At 33.6% G+C, this 25,358-nt stretch carries 24 protein-coding genes and 1 pseudogene; 20 read left to right on the top strand and 5 right to left on the bottom strand.

Going from position 1 to position 25,358, the window contains the following annotated elements:
• Positions 1-19: 19 nt before the first annotated feature.
• From anmK to FS802_RS01730, 8 genes are all read left to right on the top strand, one after another.
• Complete coding sequence (anmK, locus tag FS802_RS01765; protein ID WP_098655162.1) at positions 20-1,177, top strand: anhydro-N-acetylmuramic acid kinase AnmK; 1,158 nt, start codon at positions 20-22, stop codon at positions 1,175-1,177.
• A gap of 9 nt (positions 1,178-1,186) precedes the next feature.
• Positions 1,187-2,086, top strand: a complete 900-nt coding sequence (locus tag FS802_RS01760; protein ID WP_098655163.1) for a BadF/BadG/BcrA/BcrD ATPase family protein — start codon at positions 1,187-1,189, stop codon at positions 2,084-2,086.
• A 134-nt stretch (positions 2,087-2,220) separates the two neighbouring features.
• Positions 2,221-2,769 (top strand): glycerol-3-phosphate 1-O-acyltransferase PlsY, encoded by a 549-nt coding sequence (plsY, locus tag FS802_RS01755; RefSeq protein ID WP_098655164.1) that lies wholly within the window; start codon positions 2,221-2,223, stop codon positions 2,767-2,769.
• Positions 2,770-2,838: 69 nt separating this feature from the next.
• Entirely contained in the window at positions 2,839-4,422 is a 1,584-nt protein-coding gene (locus FS802_RS01750) for an aminotransferase class V-fold PLP-dependent enzyme (protein ID WP_144524840.1), read from the top strand.
• Positions 4,423-4,527: 105 nt separating this feature from the next.
• The gene (tdcB, locus tag FS802_RS01745) at positions 4,528-5,529 is read left to right on the top strand and encodes a bifunctional threonine ammonia-lyase/L-serine ammonia-lyase TdcB (RefSeq protein ID WP_000628895.1); all 1,002 of its coding nucleotides are present in this window, start codon (positions 4,528-4,530) and stop codon (positions 5,527-5,529) included.
• Between the two features lie 449 nt (positions 5,530-5,978).
• Entirely contained in the window at positions 5,979-7,091 is a 1,113-nt protein-coding gene (locus FS802_RS01740; protein WP_098707932.1) for an RNA-guided endonuclease TnpB family protein, read from the top strand.
• 185 nt (positions 7,092-7,276) lie between these two features.
• Entirely contained in the window at positions 7,277-7,747 is a 471-nt protein-coding gene (locus FS802_RS01735) for a MarR family transcriptional regulator (RefSeq protein WP_001030911.1), read from the top strand.
• 157 nt (positions 7,748-7,904) lie between these two features.
• Entirely contained in the window at positions 7,905-9,134 is a 1,230-nt protein-coding gene (locus FS802_RS01730) for an MFS transporter (protein ID WP_098655167.1), read from the top strand.
• Between the two features lie 273 nt (positions 9,135-9,407).
• Here the strand turns inward: FS802_RS01730 and FS802_RS01725 are convergent, their stop codons facing one another.
• Positions 9,408-9,737 carry a YkvA family protein gene (locus FS802_RS01725; RefSeq protein WP_000415093.1) on the bottom strand — a complete coding sequence of 110 codons (330 nt, stop codon included), beginning with the start codon at positions 9,735-9,737 and terminating at the stop codon, positions 9,408-9,410.
• 245 nt (positions 9,738-9,982) lie between these two features.
• Between FS802_RS01725 and FS802_RS01720 the strand changes: the two genes are divergently transcribed.
• Entirely contained in the window at positions 9,983-10,669 is a 687-nt protein-coding gene (locus FS802_RS01720) for an MBL fold metallo-hydrolase (protein ID WP_000691140.1), read from the top strand.
• A 41-nt stretch (positions 10,670-10,710) separates the two neighbouring features.
• Here FS802_RS01720 and FS802_RS01715 read toward each other — a convergent pair.
• Positions 10,711-11,420, bottom strand: a pseudogene (locus FS802_RS01715) (hypothetical protein).
• A gap of 62 nt (positions 11,421-11,482) precedes the next feature.
• On the opposite strand from FS802_RS01715, the gene FS802_RS01710 reads away from it, so the two are divergent.
• The 3 genes from FS802_RS01710 (at position 11,483) to FS802_RS30900 (ending at position 13,846) form a co-directional block, all read left to right on the top strand.
• Positions 11,483-11,752 (top strand): hypothetical protein, encoded by a 270-nt coding sequence (locus FS802_RS01710; protein WP_000054886.1) that lies wholly within the window; start codon positions 11,483-11,485, stop codon positions 11,750-11,752.
• Positions 11,753-11,825: 73 nt separating this feature from the next.
• Positions 11,826-13,166, top strand: a complete 1,341-nt coding sequence (locus FS802_RS01705) for a DEAD/DEAH box helicase (protein ID WP_002096607.1) — start codon at positions 11,826-11,828, stop codon at positions 13,164-13,166.
• Between the two features lie 422 nt (positions 13,167-13,588).
• The gene (locus tag FS802_RS30900) at positions 13,589-13,846 is read left to right on the top strand and encodes a hypothetical protein (protein WP_176547014.1); all 258 of its coding nucleotides are present in this window, start codon (positions 13,589-13,591) and stop codon (positions 13,844-13,846) included.
• 841 nt (positions 13,847-14,687) lie between these two features.
• Here the strand turns inward: FS802_RS30900 and exsF are convergent.
• The gene (gene exsF / locus FS802_RS01695; RefSeq protein WP_098655168.1) at positions 14,688-15,191 is read right to left on the bottom strand and encodes an exosporium protein ExsF; all 504 of its coding nucleotides are present in this window, start codon (positions 15,189-15,191) and stop codon (positions 14,688-14,690) included.
• A 422-nt stretch (positions 15,192-15,613) separates the two neighbouring features.
• Here exsF and FS802_RS30895 point away from each other — a divergent pair, with 422 nt between their 5' ends.
• Positions 15,614-15,772, top strand: a complete 159-nt coding sequence (locus FS802_RS30895; protein WP_176545814.1) for a hypothetical protein — start codon at positions 15,614-15,616, stop codon at positions 15,770-15,772.
• Between the two features lie 8 nt (positions 15,773-15,780).
• On the opposite strand, the gene FS802_RS01690 is transcribed toward FS802_RS30895, so the two are convergent.
• The gene (locus FS802_RS01690) at positions 15,781-15,993 is read right to left on the bottom strand and encodes a hypothetical protein (protein ID WP_000033155.1); all 213 of its coding nucleotides are present in this window, start codon (positions 15,991-15,993) and stop codon (positions 15,781-15,783) included.
• Between the two features lie 485 nt (positions 15,994-16,478).
• On the opposite strand from FS802_RS01690, the gene FS802_RS01685 reads away from it, so the two are divergent.
• From FS802_RS01685 to FS802_RS01660, 6 genes are all read left to right on the top strand, one after another.
• Complete coding sequence (locus tag FS802_RS01685; protein WP_098655169.1) at positions 16,479-17,117, top strand: TetR/AcrR family transcriptional regulator; 639 nt, start codon at positions 16,479-16,481, stop codon at positions 17,115-17,117.
• A 42-nt stretch (positions 17,118-17,159) separates the two neighbouring features.
• Positions 17,160-18,422, top strand: a complete 1,263-nt coding sequence (locus tag FS802_RS01680) for an MFS transporter (protein ID WP_098655170.1) — start codon at positions 17,160-17,162, stop codon at positions 18,420-18,422.
• A gap of 6 nt (positions 18,423-18,428) precedes the next feature.
• The gene (locus tag FS802_RS01675; RefSeq protein WP_098655171.1) at positions 18,429-20,768 is read left to right on the top strand and encodes an ABC transporter permease; all 2,340 of its coding nucleotides are present in this window, start codon (positions 18,429-18,431) and stop codon (positions 20,766-20,768) included.
• 11 nt (positions 20,769-20,779) lie between these two features.
• The gene (locus tag FS802_RS01670) at positions 20,780-21,541 is read left to right on the top strand and encodes an ABC transporter ATP-binding protein (RefSeq protein ID WP_098655172.1); all 762 of its coding nucleotides are present in this window, start codon (positions 20,780-20,782) and stop codon (positions 21,539-21,541) included.
• A gap of 98 nt (positions 21,542-21,639) precedes the next feature.
• A complete protein-coding gene (locus FS802_RS01665; protein ID WP_098655173.1) occupies positions 21,640-22,350 on the top strand; it encodes a class I SAM-dependent methyltransferase in 711 nt (236 codons plus the stop codon).
• Positions 22,351-22,471: 121 nt separating this feature from the next.
• Positions 22,472-22,879, top strand: coding sequence for a VOC family protein (locus FS802_RS01660; protein ID WP_098655174.1), 408 nt, complete (start codon positions 22,472-22,474; stop codon positions 22,877-22,879).
• A gap of 49 nt (positions 22,880-22,928) precedes the next feature.
• Here the strand turns inward: FS802_RS01660 and FS802_RS01655 are convergent, their stop codons facing one another.
• Positions 22,929-24,605, bottom strand: a complete 1,677-nt coding sequence (locus tag FS802_RS01655) for an alpha-keto acid decarboxylase family protein (protein WP_141547122.1) — start codon at positions 24,603-24,605, stop codon at positions 22,929-22,931.
• 116 nt (positions 24,606-24,721) lie between these two features.
• Here FS802_RS01655 and FS802_RS01650 point away from each other — a divergent pair, with 116 nt between their 5' ends.
• Positions 24,722-25,204 carry a MarR family winged helix-turn-helix transcriptional regulator gene (locus FS802_RS01650; protein ID WP_088080043.1) on the top strand — a complete coding sequence of 161 codons (483 nt, stop codon included), beginning with the start codon at positions 24,722-24,724 and terminating at the stop codon, positions 25,202-25,204.
• Positions 25,205-25,358 lie beyond the last annotated feature (154 nt).

The raw sequence follows: 25,358 nt of genomic DNA, 5'->3' as shown, positions 1-25,358 counted from the left end.
ATAGGAGGTCATGCATGTTATGTATATTGCAGGGATAATGTCTGGTACTTCGTTAGACGGAATAGATGTAGCACTCGTTCATATAGAGGGGAGTGGTGTAGAGTCTAAGGTCAAACTCATCCATTTTACTACAGTTCCATTTTGTAATGATATGAAAAATGAGATCCAGCAGGCATTATCAATAGAAAATTCAAATGTACAACTCATATGCAGTTTAAATTTCAAACTCGGTTTATGCTTCGCCAATGCTGTAAGGGAAGTTTGTAAAGAGGCCAATTTTCCTTTGGGACAATTAAATTTAATTGGTTCTCACGGACAAACGATTTATCATCAGCCAAAGCACGATGGTAATATGATTCCTTCCACATTGCAAATTGGAGAACCAGCAGTTATAGCATATGAAACGAATACGACGGTTATTTCTAATTTTCGAACGATGGATATCGCAGCAGGGGGACAAGGTGCACCACTTGTACCATATTCAGAGATTATTTTGTATCGTCATCCAACTAAAAATAGACTACTACAAAATATTGGCGGGATTGGTAATGTTACCATAATACCAAGTCACCTAAGTGATAAGAACGTTATAGCTTTTGATACTGGTCCAGGTAATATGGTAATTGATGAAATGTGTCAAAGGCTATTTCAGTTATCATATGATCAAAATGGTAAAATTGCAAAACAGGGAGTAGTTGTAGATGAAATTTTGACATATTGTATAAACCATCCATTTTTGAAAATGAATCCACCGAAATCAACTGGTAGAGAACAGTTTGGAGAAGAATTTGTCAGTGAGTTGTTGAAGCGGTATGAAAAGCATAGTAAAGAAAATATAGTGACGACTGTCACGATGTTTACAGCAAGTTCAATTGTTCATCACTATAAGGAGTTTATTCTGCCGTATTATGAAATCGATGAGGTGATTTTAGGCGGTGGTGGCAGTTATAATCGTACACTTGTTGAAATGATACGGTATGGATTGAAGGATGAAAAATGCGCCATATTCATTCAAGAAGATATAGGCTATTCTTCAGAGGCGAAAGAAGCAATCGCCTTTGCCATTTTAGCAAACGAAACGTATCATCGTAATCCGAGTAATGTGCCAAGTGCAACAGGTGCAAAGCAATCTGTAGTTTTAGGGAATATAACATTCCCTCCAATTCGAAGAGAATGAGGCGAACATATGAAATATATGATTGGAGTAGACGGCGGGGGAACAAAGACAGAAGCAATTGCATTTGATCAAGACGGAAGTGAACTTGAAACGGCTACGAGTGGTTTTGGAAATATATTAATAGATTTTGAAGAAGCACTTTTTCATAGTATGGAAGCGATTGATCAATGCCAAAAAGGTTTATTAAATGGGCATTGCGTTTGTATTTGTTTAGGATTAGCGGGTGTAAGCGGAGCAAATACAAATGAATTAACATTACGTCTGAAAAAGAAGTACGGAACACAAATTGAAGTTTTTAATGACGCAATGATTGCTCATGCAGCCGCTTTAAAAGGAAAGGATGGAATTTTAACAATTGGCGGTACAGGTGCGATTTGTATAGGAAAGAAAGGGGAAGTGTACGAGTATAGTGGGGGATGGGGACATATTTTAGGAGATGAAGGAAGCGGATATTGGATTGCGTTACAAGGTTTAAAGAGAATGGCAAATCAATTTGATCAAGGAGTTACACTTTGCCCATTAAGCGTAAGAATTCAAGAAGAGTTTCAACTTTTGACATCGTCTCATATAAAAAGACTAGTATATAGTTTTTCAAAAGATAAAGTTGCAGCAATCGCACCATTCATTATTGAGGAAGCGAGAAATGGGAATGATGACGCACGTGAAATTATGGTGCAAGCGGCTGCGGAATTAACGAGAATTACGGTGAATATTTACAATAAGATGCAGTTTGATTTATCAACTTCAATTGCAGTAAGTGGCAGTATATTACGTTTCGTTCCTGAAATATATGCTGAATTTAAGAAATGCTGCGAGAAAAGTATGGGAGAAGTTATATTTGTATCACCATCAGAACTAGCAGTGAAAGGAACCTATTACTTAATGAAGAATTTATATTTTAATAAATAGCCGCATGAGAATTTTTGTATGATTTGTAAAAATATGATGTTAAAATGTATAAAGGGATGTAAAGTAAGAAAAGTACAATATACATAGTCATTGAATATTGTATAAGTACTCCCATGTAGAAAGTGAATGATTACATGATTAATAGTATGCAATTTTTGTATTTGGTGGCTTCTTATTTATTTGGAAACATATTGACCGCTTATATAGTGACGAAATGGAAACATAATGTTGATATTCGGCAGGAAGGAAGCGGTAATCCTGGCGCAAGAAATATGGGGCGGGTATATGGAAAAGGGTATTTCGTCGCTACATTTTTAGGTGATGCGATCAAAGGGGCAATCGTAGTTTCTATTGCAAAATACCTTTTTGGAGATTCTACATTTGTAATGTTAGCTTTACTGGCTGTTTTACTTGGACATATTTACCCAATTATATTTAAAGGCAAGGGCGGAAAAGGCATTTCAACATTTATTGGAGGATTAATTGCATTTGATTATTTGATAGCGCTTACCCTTGTTGCTGTTTTCATTATATTTTATTTAATCTTTAAAGGATTTACTAAGCCAGGACTAATTACAATCGCTTGTTTACCAGTTTGCATGATTTTGTATTCTTACTCTATTGTTACGACTATATTAAGTGCACTTATAATTATACTTATTTTATATGTAAATCGAGAATGAAATGAACTTTTTATAAGTGGAGTTAATCTCCACTTATAATTTTTATTAAATACATAAAGGAGATACAACATGGGGTTAATTTATAAAGTTGCTGATCAAGCTTGGGAATTTGAAAGTATACATAAGTTGAATTATAAAACATTTGTAGAAGAAATTCCGCAACATGAAGAAACGCAAGAGCGTGTTCGTATAGATCGTTTCCATGAAGAAAATACATATTTAATTTGTTTAGATGACGATAAGTTAGTAGGTATGGTTACATTGCGAGGAAAACGACCATTCTCGTTAGATAATAAAATTCCAAATCTAGATTATTATTTGCAAGAACATGGAGAAAACGTATATGAAATTCGTTTACTTTCAGTAGAACGTGAATATAGAAATGGAAGAGCGTTGTTAGGTTTAATTCGCTTTTTACATCGTTATTTGCTTCTAAATGGATATGAATTGGCACTCATTTCTGCTACAACACGTGAACTACCTTTATATGAGCAAATGGGATTCAAATCTTTCCATACGTTAGTTGGTACAGAAGAAGCAGCCTTCCAGCCAATGTATGTTACGCCTGCTATGTTTGAAGCGTCGAGCGTTGGAGGGGTTATGACGAAAGAATATTCGTTTTTACCTGGTCCAGTAGATATTGAAGAAAATGTTCGAAAGGCATTTTCTACTAAGCCTATTTCGCATCGTTCTAAGTCATTTCAAATGACAATGGACAATGTGAAAAAACGGTTACTTCACATGACAAAAGCAAAGCATGTACAACTTATGTTAGGAACAGGGACGTTAGCAAATGATGCCATTGCTTTACAGTTACGTTCTTTAAAAGGGAAAGGACTAGTATTAACAAATGGGGAATTTGGTAATAGATTAGTTGGACATGCAGCACGCGCGCAATTACATTTTGATACGTATAAAAAAGAAATGGGAGAACTATTTATTTATACAGAATTAGAACAAATAATGGAAACTGGCAATTATGAATGGCTTTGGTTTGTTCACCATGAAACATCAACCGGAATGTTAAATGATTTAGACGAACTAAATGTTTTATGTGAAAAGTATAAAGTGAAACTATGTGTAGATTGTATTAGCTCAATTGGAGCAATACCGATAGATTTGAAAGATGTATATTTTGCAAGTGGTGTTAGTGGAAAGGCAATTAAATCGTTTACTGGATTATCTTTCGTTTTTCATAATCACAATGTGAAAGTAAACGAAACATTACCAGCCTATCTGGACATTGGCATGTACGAAGAAAATGAAAGTATTCCATATTCTCATTCATGGAATTTAATTTATGCATTGCAAGAAGCATTAAAGAGATTTGAAGATGCAAAAGCATTTGTAAAAATAAAAGAGACATATGAATATATTGAACAAGCTATTACTACTATGGGCTTAAATCTTGTTTCACCTAAAGAACATGCTGCATCAGTTATACTTACCATTCAATTAAGCGAAGGTCTTTCTTCTAAAGCGGTAGGTGATATGTTAGCGCTGCAAGGATATATCGTCCATTATGAATCAGCGTATTTACAAAAGAATAACTGGATCCAAATTGCATGCCTGAATCATTACAAAGAACGTGATATGAAGAGGATGTTGAATTGTTTGCATATATGTACAGTAAATAATAGCGTACATATATGAGGAATGATTTTTTAACAGGGTTGGTTGCGTATAAAGGAGTTATTGCCTACGAAAACTTAGGAATGAGACAAATAGTAAATCATAAATCATGAAGGGGGTATTAGTATGATAACTAAAAAACTACCATTACATATAGCAGACATTAAAAAAGCTCAAAACATTCTAGACAGAAATGCTCGTAAAACTCCATTAGTAAAGTCTTTTTATTTGACTAGTAAAACAGGTGGAGAAATTCACCTGAAGTTAGAAAATATGCAATTAACGGGTTCTTTTAAATTTCGTGGTGCATTTAATAAAATGTCACAGTTGACAGATCAAGAAAAAGACCGAGGAGTAATTGCCTGTTCGGCAGGTAATCATGCACAAGGTATTGCTTTATCTGCTCATTTGCTTGGTATTAAGAGTAAAATTGTAATGCCAATTTCTGCGCCTTTAGCGAAAGTTGAGGCTACTAGAGGATATGGATCAGAAGTTGTTTTATACGGTGAAACTTTTGATGATGCGAAGGCAAAATGTGAGGAGATTATAAGAGAAACAGGTGAAACATATTTACATCCATATGATGATGTAGAGGTAATGGCTGGTCAAGGTACAATTGGTTTGGACATTCTTGATGATATGTGGGATGTTGATACTGTCATTGTACCAATTGGTGGAGGTGGCATTATTTCTGGTATTGCTGTTGCATTAAAATCTTTTAATCCATCCATTAATATAATTGGTGTCCAAGCAGAAAATGTTCATGGGATGAAGGCATCTTATGACAAAGGCACGATTGTAGAACATTATGAGGCACCTACTATAGCAGATGGTTGCGCAGTTAAAATACCAGGCGATTTAACTTTTGAAGTTGTAAACGAATTAGTAGATGATATCGTAACAGTGTCAGAAGGTGAATTAGAAGTAGCGATGAAAGACTTATTACAACGTGGAAAAGCTGTTGTAGAAGGTGCTGGTGCATTAGCTACTGCTGCTCTACTTGCAGGGAAAGTGGATCCATATATTAAAGGGAAAAAGGTAGTCGCGGTTATATCTGGTGGAAACGTAGACTTGCAGCGCATTTCCAGTGTTTGTGAGCAATTTTTTGTAGCCAATGAAGTGAAATAGTATTTAAAAAACATAAATTTTATGGAAGAAGAGCTAAGACAACTAATCTTAGCTCTTACTTTTTGTTTACCGTGTAGGGCATATTATAATATACATGCTTTATTTTCCGTATAGTGAATTATTATATTTTATCGTCTACTTTCATAGATAACTCAAATAATTATATCAATATTGTCGAAACGGAAACAGAAATTTAACGTATTATCCGAAAGAAGTCTCCTTCCTCAAGCGTGTGAAAGACGATAGTCTAGCGGTAGGTGGGGGATGAATTTCGATTTGGCGTAGCCAAACATTTGGTTTTCCTATTTTTTTCGCCTCTGATATAATCATTCTTATAAGAGGTAAAGTTTGGTATAACAATGAAAGTAGATAATAATAATGTAATGTTCAGGTTGTATAATCACCGTCATAGCTTATGGGAAATGAAGCGAAAACTGAGGTGAATAGAAATGATAAAGCAGAATAAGGCGTACAAATTTCGTCTGTATCCTACAGAAGAACAAGCACATCTCATACGTAAAACGTTCGGATGTGTACGCTTTGTGTATAATAAAATGCTGGCTGAGCGGAAAGAAATATACGAAACATATAAAGAGAACAAGGAAGAGCTGAAGAAACAAAAATTCCCTACTCCTGCGAAATACAAAGTGGAGTATGAATGGCTGAAAGAGGTCGATTCCTTAACATTGGCTAACGCGCAATTAAACTTGCAAACTGCGTATAAGAACTTTTTTAGTGGTCAAAGTGATTTTCCTACATTCAAAAGTAGAAAGAGTAGAAAATCTTATACAACGAATCGCGTAAACGGAAATATTATGTTATTTCATGGTTATATCAAATTACCGAAATTGAAAATGGTGAAACTGAAGCAACATAGGGAGATACCGCCAAGTAATATCATCAAATCGTGTACGATCTCGATGACACCTACTGGTAAATACTATGTGTCCATCTTGACTGAATATGAAAAAGAGATTGTACAAAAAGAAGTACAAAATGTAGTTGGATTAGACTTCGCAATGGCTGAATTATATGTGAGTAGCGAAGATGAGAAAGCCAATTATCCTCGCTTTTATCATCAGATGTTAGACAAATTAGCGAAGGAACAACGAGTATTAGCCAGACGTGTGAAAGATTCGGTACGCTGGAATAAACAACGCATTCGTGTAGCGAAGTTGCATGAAAAGGTCGCAAATCAACGTAAGAATTTCCTTCATCACAAGTCTAAAGAATTGGCTACTCATTTTGACGTTGTAGCAATCGAAGATTTACATATGAAAGGAATGTCACGAGCACTTCGCTTTGGTAAGAGTGTAGCTGATAACGGCTGGGGGATGTTAACGACATTTTTAGCATATAAGCTACAAGAACAAGGAAAACAGCTTGTGAAAATAGATAAGTGGTTTCCTTCTACAAAGATGTGTAGTCGTTGTGGAAACAAAAAAGAAATGTCACTATCTGAACGTACGTATGCGTGTTCGTGTGGACTAACAATCAGTCGTGACTATAACGCAGCTATCAATATCAAAAAAGAAGCCATGCGGTTATTCGCATTGATATAAACCGTAAGAAATAACCTTTGGAACAAGGGAGTTAGCTCGGCTGTCTTAAGACAAATTCGTTAGCTATCAAAAGTAGCGATGAACCGAGAAGACACCACTCGGGGTAAGCTCGTAAGAGATACTAAGTGGTGGGTAGTTCACTATAATGGTTTTAACGTATGAATGAGCGGTTAGGAGGATAGACCATGAATAAGGAAGAACAGGTCATGAACGGTTTCAGGGAATTATATAATAAGATGGTTTGGCTTAATAAGGATAAAATGGAAGAAGGTCTTAAAGGTTTTAAGTCTTCTGAAGTACATTGTATTGAATACATTGAAAACAATGCCGATTCTAACGTGACACAACTTGCAGAGGCTTTTTATGTGACTCGCGGTGCAATAAGTAGAATGACTAAGAAGCTCATAAACAAAGGCCTTATCGAAAGTTACCAGAAATCAGAGAATAAAAAAGAAATCTATTTTAAGCTTACTGAACAAGGGAAAGAAATATATAAAATTCACGAAGAGTTGCACAATGAGTTTCAACAACGGGATAAAGCTGTATTTGAGCAAGTAACCGAGGCGGAATTCGACAGTATTATTAACTTCGTGGAAAAGTATAGTAGGCATTTGGATGCAGAAATAAAGAAACAAGGTATACATATTAAGTCGTAAATTTGCCTGTTAATGCGAGATATATTTAAATAATAAAAAGGTAGCCTATTCACGGTAAGGCTACCTTTTTATTATTTTATTTTTGTTGACTAATCAACAAAACAGAGTTATTATTTTTGTTGACAAAGCAATAAAATGTTCTGAGGGGAGAAATTAAATGTCTATTTTAAAATCAAAAAATGAAACTGAAAAAAACATAGATAAACATGCTTTAATATTCGGTCTTATTTCTGTATTTCTTTGTGGTATAGGTTTCAGTATCATTATGCCTGTAGTGCCATTCTTAGTGGAGCCTTATATAAGTAGTCCGGAAGAACAGGCTCTAGTTGTTACGCTACTGACCTCTGTTTATGCGGTCTGCGTGTTTTTCGCTGCTCCTGCACTCGGAGCTTTGAGCGATAAATATGGCCGTCGTCCATTACTTTTAATATGCCTTTTCGGTTCTGCAATCGGGTACTTAGTTTTTGGTATAGGAGGGGCTTTATGGGTACTATTTGCTGGACGTATAGTAGAAGGAATAACAGGCGGGAGCATCAGTACAATTTTTGCATATTTTGCAGATATCATTCCCTCTGAACAGAGAACGAAGTATTTTGGGTGGGTGAGTGCAGTGGTAGGTGCAGGAACCATTATCGGACCAACTCTTGGGGGATTACTTGCAAAGTTTGGTCATTCTGTACCTTTATATTTCGGAGCACTTATAACTTTATTAAATGTTTTATATGGGATGAAATATATGCCTGAGAGTCTTGACAAAAATAATAGGTTAAAAGAAATTACTTTTGTAAGGTTAAATCCTTTTGCACAGCTGGCAAACATACTTTCCATGAAAAACTTAAAATGGTTACTTGTCTCAGCGTTTTTACTTTGGATACCTAACGGATCTTTACAAGCAATTTTTACACAATTTACGATGGATACTTTTAGCTGGAAACCTGCACTAATCGGACTTATGTTTTCAATTATGGGCTTTCAAGATATCATTTCACAAGCTTTTATAATGCCAAAGCTTTTGATCAAGCTTAGTGATAAACAAATAGCTATGCTTGGAATGGTTTCGGAGATTATTGGCTACAGTTTTATTGCAGCATCTGCTTTATTTTCCTTATATCCTCTTCTAATCGTTGGGATGTTACTGTTTGGTTTTGGTGACTCAATTTTCGGGCCTTCATTCAATGGGATGCTTTCAAAGTCTGTCGATTCTAGTGAACAAGGAAGGATTCAAGGCGGTAGCCAATCTATTCAAGCTTTGGCAAGAATGATTGGTCCAATTATTGGAGGGCAAATCTATGTATCACTTGGTCATACTGCACCTGCTTTTATGGGAATGATTCTTATAGTAGTGGCAATAGCAGTTTTGTATAAGGGGACGCATGTAACTGTATAAACTACATGCACTAATATGGTATTTCTTCATATAAGAATGTCACAACTGGAATCCTTCCTGAATGAATTGTATAACAGATAAATTTCAGAACAAATAATAAGGTGTCAGAACTTAGGAACAAGTACTGACACCTTATTTGTTTACGGTTGAGAGCTAAGAGAAATTAAGAATGTATTCTGTAATGCTCTCATGGTGAATGTTAAATAGAACTATCAATAATTATAGTTAGCTTTTTTGAAAGTAAAAAGCTAGGTAAATGACTGGACAGTATAATTATACTTGTGCTGAAGTAAATAATGACTCCATTTTTACTTTGCTCTTCTCTCGAATTTCAGCGTCCGCATGGCGCATTACAAACTTATGCGCTATAGCAATTGCTAAAACATCATCTAATAAGCCAATCCCAATAATAGCAGCTATATCTGGAATGAAGTCGATTGTTAATACGTAATAGGATAAAGCGGCTAAAATTATAAATTTCGCTTTAGTAGGTAACCCTTTTTTTCTCATTGTGTAGTATAAAATAATACTTTCATATACGCTAGATTTTCCGAGGCTTGCTGAGCTTTGTTTGAATTTTTTCCAAAGTGTCTGTTTCTCCATATAAACACTCCTTTTACTAAAACAGAGATTTTTTAAAAGGATAGACAAAAAAGTGAGGAAGTAATCAATTTTATTATTTATCTTATTGTATATTTCCATAAAAATAAGGAATTACCTGTTCAAAATAATAGAATGTTGGTTATGTCACGACTCACGGTGTTTTGTTACATAAGTATGTACAGTAAAATGTATGTGGATGATTTGTTTATTATTAAACATTAAATAATGGGTATGGGGGAAGAAAAATGAAGATAATAGAATTACCAATTGAATTTGAGTTTAATGGGGCAAAACAATATATTTATCCTAGCTTAATTATAATAAACAATGAATTAACTTTAGTAGATACAGGTTATTTAAACTTTTTACCTTTAATTGAAGACGCAATTTTAAAACAGGGGTATGAGATGAAAAACTTAAAAAATATAATTATTACTCATTATGATGACGATCATATAGGATCTTTATATGATTTCAAAGTGAAATATCCTTACATTAATATTATGGCTAGTGAAATAGAATCCAACTACATAAATGGTGAAATAAAATCGGAGAGACTAGTTCAAGCTGAAGACATGTTAGAACGTATGCCAATTGAAGAGAAAGAATTTGGTGAATGGTTTATACAACACTTAAAAAATATAAGACATATTTCCGTCGATGAAAAAGTATATGATGGTCAAATGATTTTGAATGATGAATGTCAAATAGTAGCGACCCCAGGACATACTTCGGGGCATATTTCATTATATTTTCCAAATTTAAATTGTGTAATTACAGGGGATGCGGCCGTTCAAGATAATTGTGAATTAGAAATAGCTAATCCGGATTTTTGTTTAGATATAGAAAAAGCGGAAGAATCTTTAAAGAGAATTAAAAACCTTAAAGCTGCAAGTTATTATTGCTATCATGGAGGAAAACTCACTGTATGAATTAAAAAACCGACCTTTTCGATATAGGAAAGATCGGTTTTTTAATTCATAGATTCTGCAATTCTAATCAAATCATTAACACTGTATTTTCTTTTTATGTATAGTTTGTTACCAATGGCGATTTTATTTTGAAAACCGTCTTTTTTATATTATGTTTTAAAATGTGAAATTTAGTTCCCTTATGTACATATTGATCTAATTTATGTTGAACTGGTGAAACAGTGATTTTTAAAATCCCATGAATATCTTCATTGTAGTATTGGAGGTTTAAGTAATCGTTATAGATGTACCCTTGAAATTCGTGAATTTCGAATGGGAATTTTGTAGGTGTTAGTATATGCCGCTTAATCCTCAATTCATATTCTTTTACAATAGTAGCTTCTTTCATAAGAGGGTTAGTTCCATCATAAATTTGATTAATTCGAGATATTTTAATATTCTTTGTTACTATTTCTAAAATACAACCGATAGTAAATTCATCACCAGTGTCTTTGAAATAGGAAATAAGAATTGTAGTATCTTCTTTTGGAGACGGTACTATTTTAATTTCATGAATATGTTTATCTGTAAGGAAAGTAGGCAATTCAATCCCTTCTGTTACATTTGACCGCATTAATTTTTTATCATTTTTGAGTAAAGCTTGTTTAAATTCACTTATCACATTTGTTTGAGACTTCGCCATAATAATTGAGTTCGATTGAAAATATAGTAAGAAAAATACGCAAAAACTCTTTATGAATGTAGTCGTCAATTTCATCACCCTGTAACTATATTTCCGTAAATTTGAAATATATATGTATAGGAGGGGAGAAGATGAGTTTATTGCTTGATATAATAATGGATATAATTTTATTTTATCCTCGAAATGATATGAAATTAAAACATCATATTGCAAAGTTAAGTGAATTCGAGTGGTTTCGAAAGCTACACGAAGATACAAAGTATACAAAATTAATTTGGAATAATAGAAAAATTAAAAAGTTCATTTTGTCTTCTATTAATATGGAAGCATTAATAAAATCCGAGAAAAAACAAAAAGAATTTATTCATTTAGTACACGATGAATATAAAAAAAGAAGATAAGAATTTTTTTATTTTTCATATTTGGCGAAACAAATGGTACAATGAAAGCTAATGTGAAAAATAAGGAAAAGAAGTGGTCTATTTGAAAAACTTTTTAGAATTAGGAATTAGTGAAACTTTTAATCATACATTACGTGAAAATGGAATTACAGAAGCAACACCAATTCAAGAGAAGGCAATTCCTGTTATTATGTCAGGTAAAGATATTATTGGGCAGGCGAAAACAGGAACGGGTAAAACGTTAGCATTCGTGTTACCGATTTTAGAAAAAATCGATCCAGAGTCTAGTGATGTTCAGGCTTTAATTGTGGCACCAACAAGGGAACTAGCATTGCAAATTACAACTGAAATTAAAAAAATGCTTGTTCAAAGAGAAGATATTAATGTACTAGCGATATATGGCGGACAAGATGTAGCACAACAATTGAGAAAATTAAAAGGTAATACACATATTGTTGTAGCGACACCAGGTCGATTATTAGATCATATACGACGTGAAACAATTGATTTAAGTAATCTTTCAACGATTGTACTAGATGAAGCGGATCAAATGCTTTATTTCGGTTTCTTATATGATATTGAAGATATTTTAGATGAGACACCTGATAGTAAACAAACGATGTTATTCTCAGCAACGATGCCAAAAGATATTAAAAAATTGGCGAAACGTTATATGGATGAGCCGCAAATGATTCAAGTACAAAGTGAAGAAGTAACGGTAAATACAATTGAGCAGCGTGTCATTGAGACGACAGATCGTGCAAAGCCAGATGCACTTCGTTTTGTTATGGATCGTGATCAGCCATTTTTAGCTGTTATTTTCTGTCGTACAAAGGTTAGAGCAAGTAAGCTTTATGATAATTTAAAAGGACTAGGTTATAATTGTGCTGAACTTCATGGTGATATACCTCAAGCGAAACGTGAAAGAGTCATGAAGAGTTTCCGCGAAGCTAAAATTCAGTACTTAATTGCGACTGATGTAGCGGCTCGTGGACTTGATGTAGATGGTGTAACGCACGTATTTAACTTTGACATTCCTGAAGATGTAGAAAGTTATATTCACCGCATTGGCCGAACAGGACGTGCAGGTGGATCAGGTATTGCAATTACGTTCGTTGCAGCGAAAGATGAAAAACATTTAGAAGAAATTGAAAAAACGCTTGGTGCACCACTGCAAAGAGAAATAATCGAACAACCGAAGATAAAACGTGTAGATGAAAATGGAAAACCGGTACCAAAGCCGGCTCCAAAGAAATCAGATCAATATCGTCAAAGAGATAGCCGTGAAGGTTCAAGAAGTGGTTCAAAAGGTGGCCCAAGAAATAGTTCGAGAAATGATAACAATCGATCATTTAATAAGCCAAGTAATAAGAAAAGTAGTACAAAACAAGGTCAGCAAAGACGTGGCCGTTAAATAGTTATTATTTAAAAAGAGTCGCAAAGTGTTGCGGCTCTTTTTTTGTTTGTAGACAACAAGGGTGATGCCGAGAAAAAAGCAAAAATTTCATTCACCGTATTTAAAATGAATTTTATAGTCCAAAACCAGTAGAGCAAAGGTATTACTGCCATGTCGCAATTCAAGAACAAGTGCAACTTACGTATGAACAATATTTAATCGGAAAAAAAATCGAGAGAAAACAATTCGTACTAGCGCCCTGATGATGATACGGGTTATGAAAAAATCAATTGGTATAATGATACGAAAACATTTTTTGCTAACAAAGAATTGGACGATTTGGTGAAAGAAACTCGTAACACATTCAAACGGTACGGGAATGTTATGTTGCAGCAAAAAGAGAACGGAACTTATTATGTCTACTATTTCGGCAGAATACTTTGGTTGAAAGAAAAGGTAATGTAGCGAGCGAGTATTTTCATTACACATTCCGCAATTATCGAAATGGAAAAAGAGAAGTTTATGAAGGATTTAACTCGTATTGGGATACGATCGTTGGAAACTGGAAAACTAATTTGTTCGTTTTGCTCGATGGGGAACTTGAGAAGCACAACTGCCATCCTTATTGGGAAATTGCTTACTACGACGATGAAGGTAATGTAGTACGAAGTTACCTGAAGGGATTGTATGCGATATAAGAAAAAAGGACTAGCAGTCGTACCTGCCGTCCTTTAATAGGAGAAAAAGTATTCTTGTTTAGAACTACGCATAAACAGAAAATCTGCTTGTAATTAGCTTTACCTTAAATGTACGTGTCTATACAAAAAGGGATAAGTAAAAAATACTTATCCCCAGGAAGGGAAATCCCAAGCACCAAAATGGTTCGTATTGGTCTGCAGGTTCAAAAGTAGTATATGTAAAACGAAAAATCTCATACAAAAAGCAGACAACGATTTTGGTTGTCTGCCAGTGAGTTCAATGAGTTAGCTAATTGTAATAAATTGCATCCCCATTACGAGAAGAGTGAAGCTGCTAGTTCAAACAGCTTGTTGGTATTATTTTCGATTTCTTAAAAAATATACAGAGAAAGCAGATAAGTGAAGAACCTACCTGCTTCTGCTGTAACAAAAGAAAGAAGTATTAGCCGTGGACACGGCGGCTTGAAAATAGTATGTATTTTTATTTGAAAAATATTCAAGGGGTGAAGAAACATGGAATGTTTAATAAAAGGTGTTTGTGAAATTAATCAGCTAATTAGTAAAACAAAAGAGAAAAACAATGAGCAAATATAACAATAAAAAGGTAAATGTTCAAAAGAGCGATGAGTATAAGGTAAAACAAAATAGTTATATTAAAGCTTGATTTTCATAAGAGCACACATATAAGTATGCTCTTATGAACGCTTTAGATTTGTATGACTAGATAGTCACCATACAATAAAATATGCTTGTTTGATATAAATGTGTGTTAAATCTATAACATATATTTTGGGGTGTATAAGGAATATTAAATGTTAATTAGCAAAGCATATTGTTTTTATTAACGAATTTGTGCAACTGTTAAAGCGGCAGAACGAATATCTACTGTACCAATTACTTCAACCGGTACAATTTGAATTAAATCATCAGGGTTTAAGTTTATTAGAATGACACCGCTGGATACATCTACTTCACCAGTGCCAATGATATTAGAACGGACTGCGGTTCCAGATCCTGCAATAATATTAGTTGATGAGTTTAGTGTCAAGAAAAAGCGCGCTGCTTCCGGAGCTACTGGAACATTATCGAGGCTGATTGTTAATGTATAACTGACTTGATAAATACCAGCTACTTGAATTCTAATACCAGTTCCTGTACTGATTGTATCATTGATTACAGGTACAGTAATGTTTGGATTTGGGCCTGTACTAGGTAGTAGTAGTGGCGTGAATAGTGTTGTAAATTGAGGTGAAGTAGCATTAAAAGCAAAACCGAGAGCTGGTAGTGTACTGGGGGCTTGTGCTCCACAATTAAAGTTTGTGAGCTTACGACTAGATGAGCGCATATTCTCACTCACTCCTTTCTTTCATTTAGATTGCGTGAGTAATAACCTCACGTTTTGGACAAGCACAATACACTATATGAAAATTTCTAGTGAATAGTGCAGAGGTGTGCTGTTATGAATAAAACTAACTGCCTGTTGTACAAAGGAAACACTACGCTTACAGAAATAGTTTGTAACCTAAAGTTGAAAAAATAGTATGAACAGAGTTAAAAATGTTATTTAGAAATGAAAGAAAACATAATAAAAAAGAGCACGCATATAAGCATGCTCTTTGACAAGAAAGGTAGATTTTTATGAGTGGATTCCTCCATAGAATAATATATGCTTGTCCGGTTAATAGTTGAGAAAGGGAGAATGCATATAGAACGAATTGAAGCGAATAACAAAATAAAGATTTCATTTTGTAGCAAAGGGGAATAGATATGTGTATTTATTGGGAAACGCAGTTAAAGAGTTCTTTAAGTGGTAAGAACTGGAACGAAATGAAAGAGCAGCTAGCAAAAGCTAACTGCTCAATACAAGGAGATACAGGGAAAACTACTTTAAATGAAATTTGGCATACAGCCTACATACAGTATTGACCGAATATTTATTTTAAATCCAATTTATTTAAAGTAAACATCCCAACAGATAAAATGGCTGCACCTGCTGCAGAACCTAACCAGTCTCTCCAGCCTAATGAATTTAAAGGCGTATCTGTTAAATCCATAATTAAGAAGATAGCAAACATTAATACACCAAATGCTAAGCATCCCCAAAATGTTTGCAAATATTTAATCATCTTCTTTCGGAACTTGCTCATATAAATCACCCTTATTAATAATCTATATTTTTATAAATAAATTATCGCATGTGCAAAAATTAAAAGTATGAAATATGCAAAATTACATATTGGAACTTAACAAAATAATCCATTCATAAGTAAATAGATCGAACAGAGGGGAACCGTATCGTATGAATCAATTGTCATTTTTTGAAGTCATCGATGAAAAGGAGATGCGCAGACTTGTGGTAAAGGAGCTGAAAAAATACAAAGTATTGTGCGTCTGAATGAAGAATCAAGAAAAATAGGATCAAGCGGGGGCATCGTTCTTTTCCTAAAATAAAAGGTGACGATAAGAAACATGAGATACGTTTTAAACAAATTGAACGGAAGTTAAAAAATAAAAATTTATAAAGGAAATAGAAAGAAGGATGTTGTATATAAACAATAATAGGAAACTTTTTACTAACTAAACATATAATTAAAATAGACCGACAGTCGGTCTGGCGGGAAGGAGAACGTGAATGCGCATAGTTAAGGAATATGAGGAGCGTAGAAAGGAAATTTTAGAAACTGCTGAACGTTTATTTGTTACGAAAGGTTATACGAAAACAACAGTAAATGACATTTTAAAAGAGATAGGGATAGCAAAGGGGACATTTTATCACTATTTTAAGTCAAAAGAAGAAGTAATGGATGAGATCATTATGAGGATCATTAAAGATGATGTTGCTAAAGCGAAAGTAATTGTCTCTAATCCAAATATCCCGGTATTAGAAAAATTATTTCGAGTTTTAATGGAGCAATCGCCAAAATCAGGGGATGTTAAAGATAAAATGATTGAACAATTTCATCAACCAAATAATGCGGAAATGCATCAAAAAAGTATAGTGCAATCCATTATTCATTTATCTCCTGTTTTAGCAGAGATTTTAGAACAAGGAATCGATGAAGGCATATTTTCTACACCATACCCACAAGAAACGATTGAACTATTACTCTCTTCAGCACAAGTCATATTTGATGAAGGTTTATTCCAGTGGAAGCCGGAAGAAATGATCAGAAGAGCTAAAGCTTATATTAAAATGATGGAAGTATCTGTTGGAGCGAAAGAAGGATCCTTTAATTATATGGTTGAGGTTTTAATTAAACAGAAATCATGATTTCTGTTTAATTATTACAGACCGACAGTCGGTCTGAATTAAATGAAGGGTGTGATGAGGATGCCAGCAAGTATAAAATCTTCTATGAAAGATTTTCACTTAATGGTAAGTGGGCAAATTATTACTATTTTAGGTTCAACATTTTTACGTTTTGCTCTGTCTTTATATGTATTAGATATAACAGGGCGTGCTGATATATTCGCAGGACTATATGCGGTTACGAGTATTCCGTTTTTGCTAGCTCCTCTTGGCGGAGCGATAGCAGATCGTTTCAATCGCCGTAATTTAATGGTTATATTTGATTTTATAAACGCTGCGATTGTGTTAAGCTTTATAGTTTTGTTATTTACTGGATCTGTATCTATTCTATTGATCGGAACAATTATGTTTTTACTAGCGATCATTAGTGCAATGTACTCACCGGTAGTAATGGCGAGTATTCCGCAATTAGTTCCAGAGAAAAAGTTAGAACAAGCGAACGGTATCGTAAATGGTGTGCAAGCATTATCTAATATAGTCGCTCCTGTATTAGGAGGAATATTGTACGGCATAATTGGTTTGAAAATGCTCGTAATAATAAGTTGCTTCGCTTTCTTTTTATCTGCGATTTTGGAAATGTTTATTACAATACCTTTTATAAAAAGAACGCAAGAAAGCCATATAATACCGACAATTGTAAAGGATATGAAAGAAGGGTTTATATTCGTTTTAAAACAACCATTTATTTTGAAATCTATGCTTTTAGCCGCATTACTAAATTTAATATTAACACCGCTATTTGTTGTTTGTGCTCCAATTATTATACGAGTAACAATGGGAAGTAGCCACACGTTATACGGAATTGGAATGGGATTAATAGATTTTGCAACGATATTAGGTGCGTTATCTATAGGTTATTTTGCGAAAAAGCTTCAGATGAAAACATTGTATTATTGGATGCTTTTAATAGCATTATTAGTAATACCTATGGCACTATCCGTTACACCATTTATTCTTAATTTAGGACACTATCCATCATTTATCATCTTTATACTCTCTTCAATTCTAATTGCAATGATCATGACAATTGTATCTATTTATGTCATTACAGTAGTTCAAAAGAAAACACCAAATGAAAACCTAGGGAAAATAATGGCAATTATAACAGCAGTATCTCAATGTATGGCACCAATCGGGCAAGTCATTTATGGTTTTATGTTTGAAGGATTCAGTATGAAAATTTATTTACCTATATTCGCTATTAGTTTCATAATGATAATAATAGCAATCGTGACGAAGAAAATATTATGGAATGAAGGGAACTAGCTTCATATGATTAGGAGAATGTTAAAAAGAGATTTCTCTCAAAATAAAATGATAATTACCATTTTATTTATGTTTATCATGTTATCAAGTCTTTTAATGGCTAGTGCTTCAAGTAATGTTATAAATCTATTGAACTCAATTGATCAATTGTTTAAAGCATCAAACGCACCGCACTTTGTACAAATGCATGCCGGAGAAATAAATCAAAAGTCAATCGACTCATTTGTAGCGAAAACTCCTTTTGTAAAAAAACAGCAAACGGCTGAGATGGTTCAAATAAATGGATCTAACATTTTTATAAAGAAGAAAAATCAAGCGGAACATAATAGTGTAATGGACATAAGCTTCGTTAAACAAAATAGTAAGTTTGATTTTTTATTAAATTTAAATAATGAAGTGGTCGATGTTAGGAAAGGAGAAATAGGTGTACCAATTTATTATATGCAAAAATATAATTTGCGTATTGGAGATAAAATATGGGTTGATAAAAATAAGAATGAACTAGAATTTACTATTTCAGCATTTGTTCGTGATGTTCAAATGAATCCATCAATTGTTAGTTCAAAACGATTCGTAATAAGCAATGAAGATTTCGAAAGAATAAAAAGGAATTTTGGAGAAAGCGAATATCTTATTGAATTCCAGCTAACAGATGTAAATAAAATAAATGAATTTGAAAATCTATACGAGTCATCGAACTTACCTCAAAAAGGTCCCTCTATTACGTATTCACTCTTTAAAACACTCAATTCATTAACAGATGGAATTATAGCTGCAATGCTCATTATAATAAGTGCATTATTAATGTTAATCGCAAGTTTATGTATTAGATTTACGATTATGACTTCAATGGAAGAAGATTACCGGGAAATTGGTGTTATGAAAGCTATCGGCATTACAAGTAAGCAGATACAAAAATTATATGTAACAAAATATGTTGTTATTGTTGCTAGTGGATGTATATGTGGATATATACTTTCGTTATTTGTTACAAAAGTATTTGCTTCTAATATCTCACTTTATATGGGGATAGCAAATACAAGTGTTTTACATTTTGTTATACCATTACTAGTCACAACTTTATTATTTCTAGCCGTTATCCTTTTCTGTCGTATTGTTTTGCGGAATCTCAGGAGAATTACAGCAATAGATGCTTTACGATCAAGAGATAATCTAGGAAAGAGGAAGGGAAAAAGGTCTTTTTCTCTCTATCAAACTAAAATTACAAATGTAAATATATTTATTGGCATACAAGATGTAGTAAAACGATTTAAGTTATATCGCGTATTAAGTATCGTTTTAATCATAGCCGTTTTCATGATTGTTGTACCTGTTAATTTTTTGTATACGATTCAGTCACCGAAGTTTGTAAATTATATGGGAACAGGAAAAAGTGATATTCGAATAGATTTACAGCAATCTGAAAATATAGAGAAACGATTTAAAGACGTTATTTCATATATACGAAATGATAAAGAAGTAGAAAAATATGCAGCTTTTGTAACGAGTACATTTAAAATGGTAAGCGCTGATGGTACACATGAAAACTTACATGTAGAAGTAGGAGACTTCACTCAGTTTCCATTAGATTATATTCAAGGTACGGCACCAAAAACTGAAGATGAAATTGCGCTTTCTTATATGAATGCAAATGAATTAAAAAAGAATGTGGGGGATAAGATCGTTTTATTTGTAGAAGGAAAAGAAAAGGCACTAACTATTAGTGGGATATATCAAGATGTAACAAATGGTGGGAAAACAGCAAAAGCAAGCTTCTCTTATAATAGTGAAAATATATTATGGTATGTCGTTAATGTAGACATGAAGCCTACTGTAAATTTACAAGAAAAAGTGAAGGAGTATAAACATAATTTTCATTCTGCAAAAATAACAGATATGGATGATTATTTAACGCAAACTTTAGGAGAGACAATTAAACAATTAAGACTCTTGACGCAAGTGGCAATTTTGATTGCAATATTGATATCGGTTTTAATTACTGCGATGTTTTTTAAAATGTTATTAGCAAAAGACTCTTCGCAAATATTAATTATGAAAAGTATAGGCTTTTCTTACAAAGATATTCGTATACAGTATATAACTCGTTCTATTGTCATCGTATTATTAGGCATTGTAACAGGGATAATACTAGCTGCTACGTTTGGTGAAATGTTAGTAAGTTGGTTAGGATCGTTTATGGGAGCAGCTCATATAAAGTTTGTCGTGAATCATATGGTTTCTTATGTAATATGTCCAACTATATTATTTATAGCTGTGACAGCAACAACACTTTTCAGTAGTTTTACTATAAATCAAACAAACGATGTAACGCCAAATGGGGAGTAGGGGTGTAAAACTTGAAAAAAATTTTAGAAGTAAAGCAAGTAAACAAAACATATTCAATAGATGGAAATGCAAATTATCACGTGCTAAAAAATATAGATTTAGAGGTTTATGAGGGAGAGTTTGTATCGGTTATGGGGCCTTCTGGTTCTGGGAAATCGACGTTACTATATAATATTAGTGGAATGGATCAAATGTCATCAGGAAGTGTGAAAATTAGTAGTAAAGAAATATCATCTATGAAAGAAGAAGAGTTAGCCAAATTGCGCCTTACTGAAATAGGATTTATTTTTCAGCAGAGCAACCTTCTTAGGAATTTGAATCTATTTGATAATATCATACTGTCAGCATATTTAGCGAAATATGAAAGTAAGGAAATAGTAAATAAACGCGCTCTAGAGCTAATGGGGAAAATGGGGATAAGTGATTTAGCGTCTCATTATATAACCGAAGCATCTGGTGGGCAATTACAAAGAGTTTCTATTTGTAGAGCGCTTATCAATAATCCAAATATTATTTTTGCAGATGAGCCGACTGGTGCTCTAAATTTAAAATCAACAGAAGAAGTAATGCAAATATTATTAAATATTAATCGTGATGGAACGACTATTATGTTAGTCACTCATGATGTCAAAGTAGCAGCAAAAACAGAAAGAGTGCTCTTTATGGCTGACGGAGAAATTGTTAGTGAAATACAGTTAGGGAAGCTTATGAATAATGATTTAAAAGTGCGAGAAGAGAAGTTTTTAAAATGGTTAGCTGTACTTGGATTTTAAAGACACAAACTCCTATTGAATGTAGGAGTTTTTTCTTTGTCTGAAAGTTTGGAAAGATATATAATAATTTTCTGACTATTAAATTTGGAGGGATACAAATGAAAAATGAAACGTTACATACTCAAGAAAATATTATTGAAATGCTTGATTCATTATTAAGACCGGCAGAACTGTTTTGGAATGAATTTTATGCGAACAGAGAAAAAGATGTTCCGTTTTTTGAAAATATTCCAGATGAGAACCTAGTTTCCTATATACAAAAAGAATGGATCTCCAAAGGGAAAGTGTTGGAGCTTGGATGTGGTCCAGGAAGAAATGCAATTTATTTGGCGAATGAAGGATTTGAAGTAACAGCAGTGGATTTATCTATAGAGGGCATTAATTGGGCGAAAGAGAGGGCGTTAGCAAAAGGAATAGAAATCGATTTTATTTGTGATTCGATTTTTAATTTAGAGTGTCAAAATGATTTTGATTTTGTGTACGATTCGGGCTGTTTACATCATATTCCACCGCATAGAAGAATAAATTATGTGAATTTAATTAAAAACTCCTTGAAATCGGGTGGTTATTTTGGATTAACATGTTTTTCGGCAGGTGATTTAGATGAGCGAAATGGATCAGAAATAACAGATTGGGATGTATATAGAGGATGGAGTCTACAAGGTGGCCTTGCATATTCAGAAGAAAAATTAAGAGATATATTTGACGAGTTTGAAGTGATCGAAATTAGAAAGATGAAGCAAATTGACCAACCAAATACTATGTTTGGAGAATCATTTCTTTGGACAGCATTATTTAAGAAGAAATAAGAAAGTAGATAATTGACAAACTCATCGTTTTTATAGACAATATATTTATAAGAATATACGTTCGGTTTTTTGCTTGCCGGTGTATGTTTTGCATAAATACATAATAAGGGGTTGTCTCTATATGAGTAACACAAATCAAAAAATTACTACGTTTTTAATGTTTGAAGGTAAAGCTGAGGAGGCGATGAATTTTTACACGTCGCTATTCGATCAATCAGAAATTGTAAGTATTTCTCGCTACGATGAAAATGGACCTGGTAAAGAGGGAACTGTCATTCATGCAACTTTTACGCTAAATGGCCAAGAGTTTATGTGTATTGATAGTTATGTAAATCATAATTTCACATTCACTCCAGCTATGTCTCTTTATGTAACTTGTGAGACAGAAGAAGAAATTGAAACGGTCTTTAATAAACTAGTGCAGGATGGATCCGTACTAATGCCTTTAGGTTCCTATCCATTTAGCAAAAAGTTTGGCTGGTTAAATGATAAGTATGGTGTGTCTTGGCAGTTAACGCTTGCGGAATAAAAATTTAATAAGAAAAAGCGTAGCTATAAATGGGCTACGCTTTTTCTTATTAAGAATTTTGCTTACCGAATCTTTTCGCAAGTTTAGCTAACAATTCAGGCTGATCCCCTTGGCTCATTACAACTTCAACAAAGATAAGTCGATTTATATTAAAATTTATTTTAGTTAAGACTTCTGCTAACTCTGTTTCATTTTCCACTTTAAATGTTAAGCTTTTTTCTTCTGATCCGAATGTGTTTGCTAGTTTCGTGTAATCCCACATTTGTATGTCATTATACGGTTGATTTTGGCCGTGAATTGCACGTTCAACAGTGTATCCATTGTTATTAATTAAAAATATAATCGGTTTTAAGTTTTGCCGAAGTATAGTCGATAACTCTTGAACAGTTAATTGGAAAGAACCATCACCAATAATTAAAATGTTACGCCGCGATAAGTCAGCGAGCTGTGTAACGAGTAGAGCAGGTAATGTATAACCGATTGATCCCCATAATGGTTGTGCTACATATGTAGTGTTGCTTGGTAAAGGGATAGCGGCGCTACCAAAGAAAGGTGTTCCTTGCTCTGCAATTAAAACATCGTTTTCTTGTAAGAAATGGTATATTTGTTGCCAAAAACGTTTTTGTGTAACCATTTGAGCTTTTGGATTGAACTCTTCTGTCATAGATAGTGATTCTGAAATAAAGGACTTCATTTCAAGTGTTTCCTCTATGCGATGTTCGATTAAATCACTTAATTGTTCTAAAACATCTTTCATTACAACTGGTCCATATGTTTTATCTATAATTTTCACAGTATAGGGATGGATTTCTATAACTTGCTCTTTCGTAAAACCTTGTGTAAAGCCGCCGGTAATAGTATCAGTTAATTTTACGCCAATACTAATAATACAGTCAGATTCATCAATTCTTTTTCGTAAGTATGGAGAACTAACATCCCCAGTATAAATTCCTATAAATTGAGGGTGTTTTTCAGGGAATATTCCTTTCCCCATACTTAACGTTGCGATAGGAAACCCAGTTTTTTCTACGAATTGATGTAAATATTCTTCCGCATGAAAACGATTCACTTCAAAATCAGCTAAAATAACAGGTTTTTTTGCACTGTTTATTATTGAAGTTGCATATAGAAGCATTTTATCCAGCGCATCTTTATTACTTAAAACTGGTTTATGTAAAATTGGTTCCGTAGGTTTATTAATTGGCTTATTATATACATCAATTGGTAATTGAATATGAATAGGGCGTTTATCACTCCAACATGCACGTAACACACGGTCAATTTCTTCAGCGGCATGCTCAGGTGTTAATTTTGATTGTGCTACCGTGATTTCTCTATACATATTGGAGAAATGATCGAACTTTCCATCACCTAACGTATGATGAACGAGTCCTCCATTTTCCATTACTTTAGTTGTTGGCGTACCTGTTATTTTTATAACTGGTACGTTTTCGGCATATGAGCCAGCAACACCGTTAAGGGCGCTTAATTCTCCAACGCCAAAGGTGGTAATAAGAGCGGCAATTCCTTTTATACGAGCGTATCCATCTGCAGCATATGCCGCATTTAATTCATTACAACTGCCAATCCACTTTAGCTTTTCATGTGCGAGTACATCATCTAAAAAAGCTAAATTATAATCACCAGGAACACCAAATATATGCTCAATTCCTAATTCGCTTAGTCGATCTAATAAATATGTACTTACAGTATATTGCGATTTCAAATGAATCCTCTCCTAATTGTGCATTGAATATTTCAATAAACTAAAGAAGTTCTAATGTGTTCGTTAAAATATTCAATACTAGATTGTGGTATAATTTACATACAGGGGGAAAGTAGATGACACAACATAAAGAAGAACAGATGAATGAAGCATTAGCATTATTTTACTTTGCATATAAAACATTTACTGAAAAGCCAGATGAAATTATAAAAGAGTATGGCATACAACGAGTACATCACCGAATTTTATTTTTTATCGCACGATTTCCAGGGATAAGTGTAAATGAGTTATTATCACTGCTAGAAATAAGTAAACAAGCTCTTCACGGACCACTACGACAACTTGTGGAAAAGGGCTTAATTGAGAGTAATGAAGCTACACATGATCGCCGTGTGAAACAGTTATCTTTAACAGAAATAGGTGTAGATTTAGAGAAAAAATTGAGCGATGTTCAAAGACAACAGATGAGTGCTATTTTTTCAAAATTTGGTGAATCGTGTGAAGAAAATTGGCATCAAGTTATGAATGAAATGGCAAATAGTCGATCAGGTTTTGATGCTTGGATATCAAAACGAGAAGTTGTAATCGATCAAAAATAATAAGAAATATATCTGTTTTTATAGTTTGAAAAAGAACAAATTTTATCCATACATTTGGCAACTATGGATTGGTCATAGAGTGAATGGATAAAAAGATACATTACTAGATACTTTATACGTGTACGCAATGGAACAATAAAATTCACATTTCCGA

The organism is Bacillus sp. DE0042 (assembly GCF_007680225.1).
Lineage (GTDB): Bacteria > Bacillota > Bacilli > Bacillales > Bacillaceae_G > Bacillus_A > Bacillus_A wiedmannii.
This window is presented reverse-complemented; position numbering and strand designations above follow the sequence as displayed.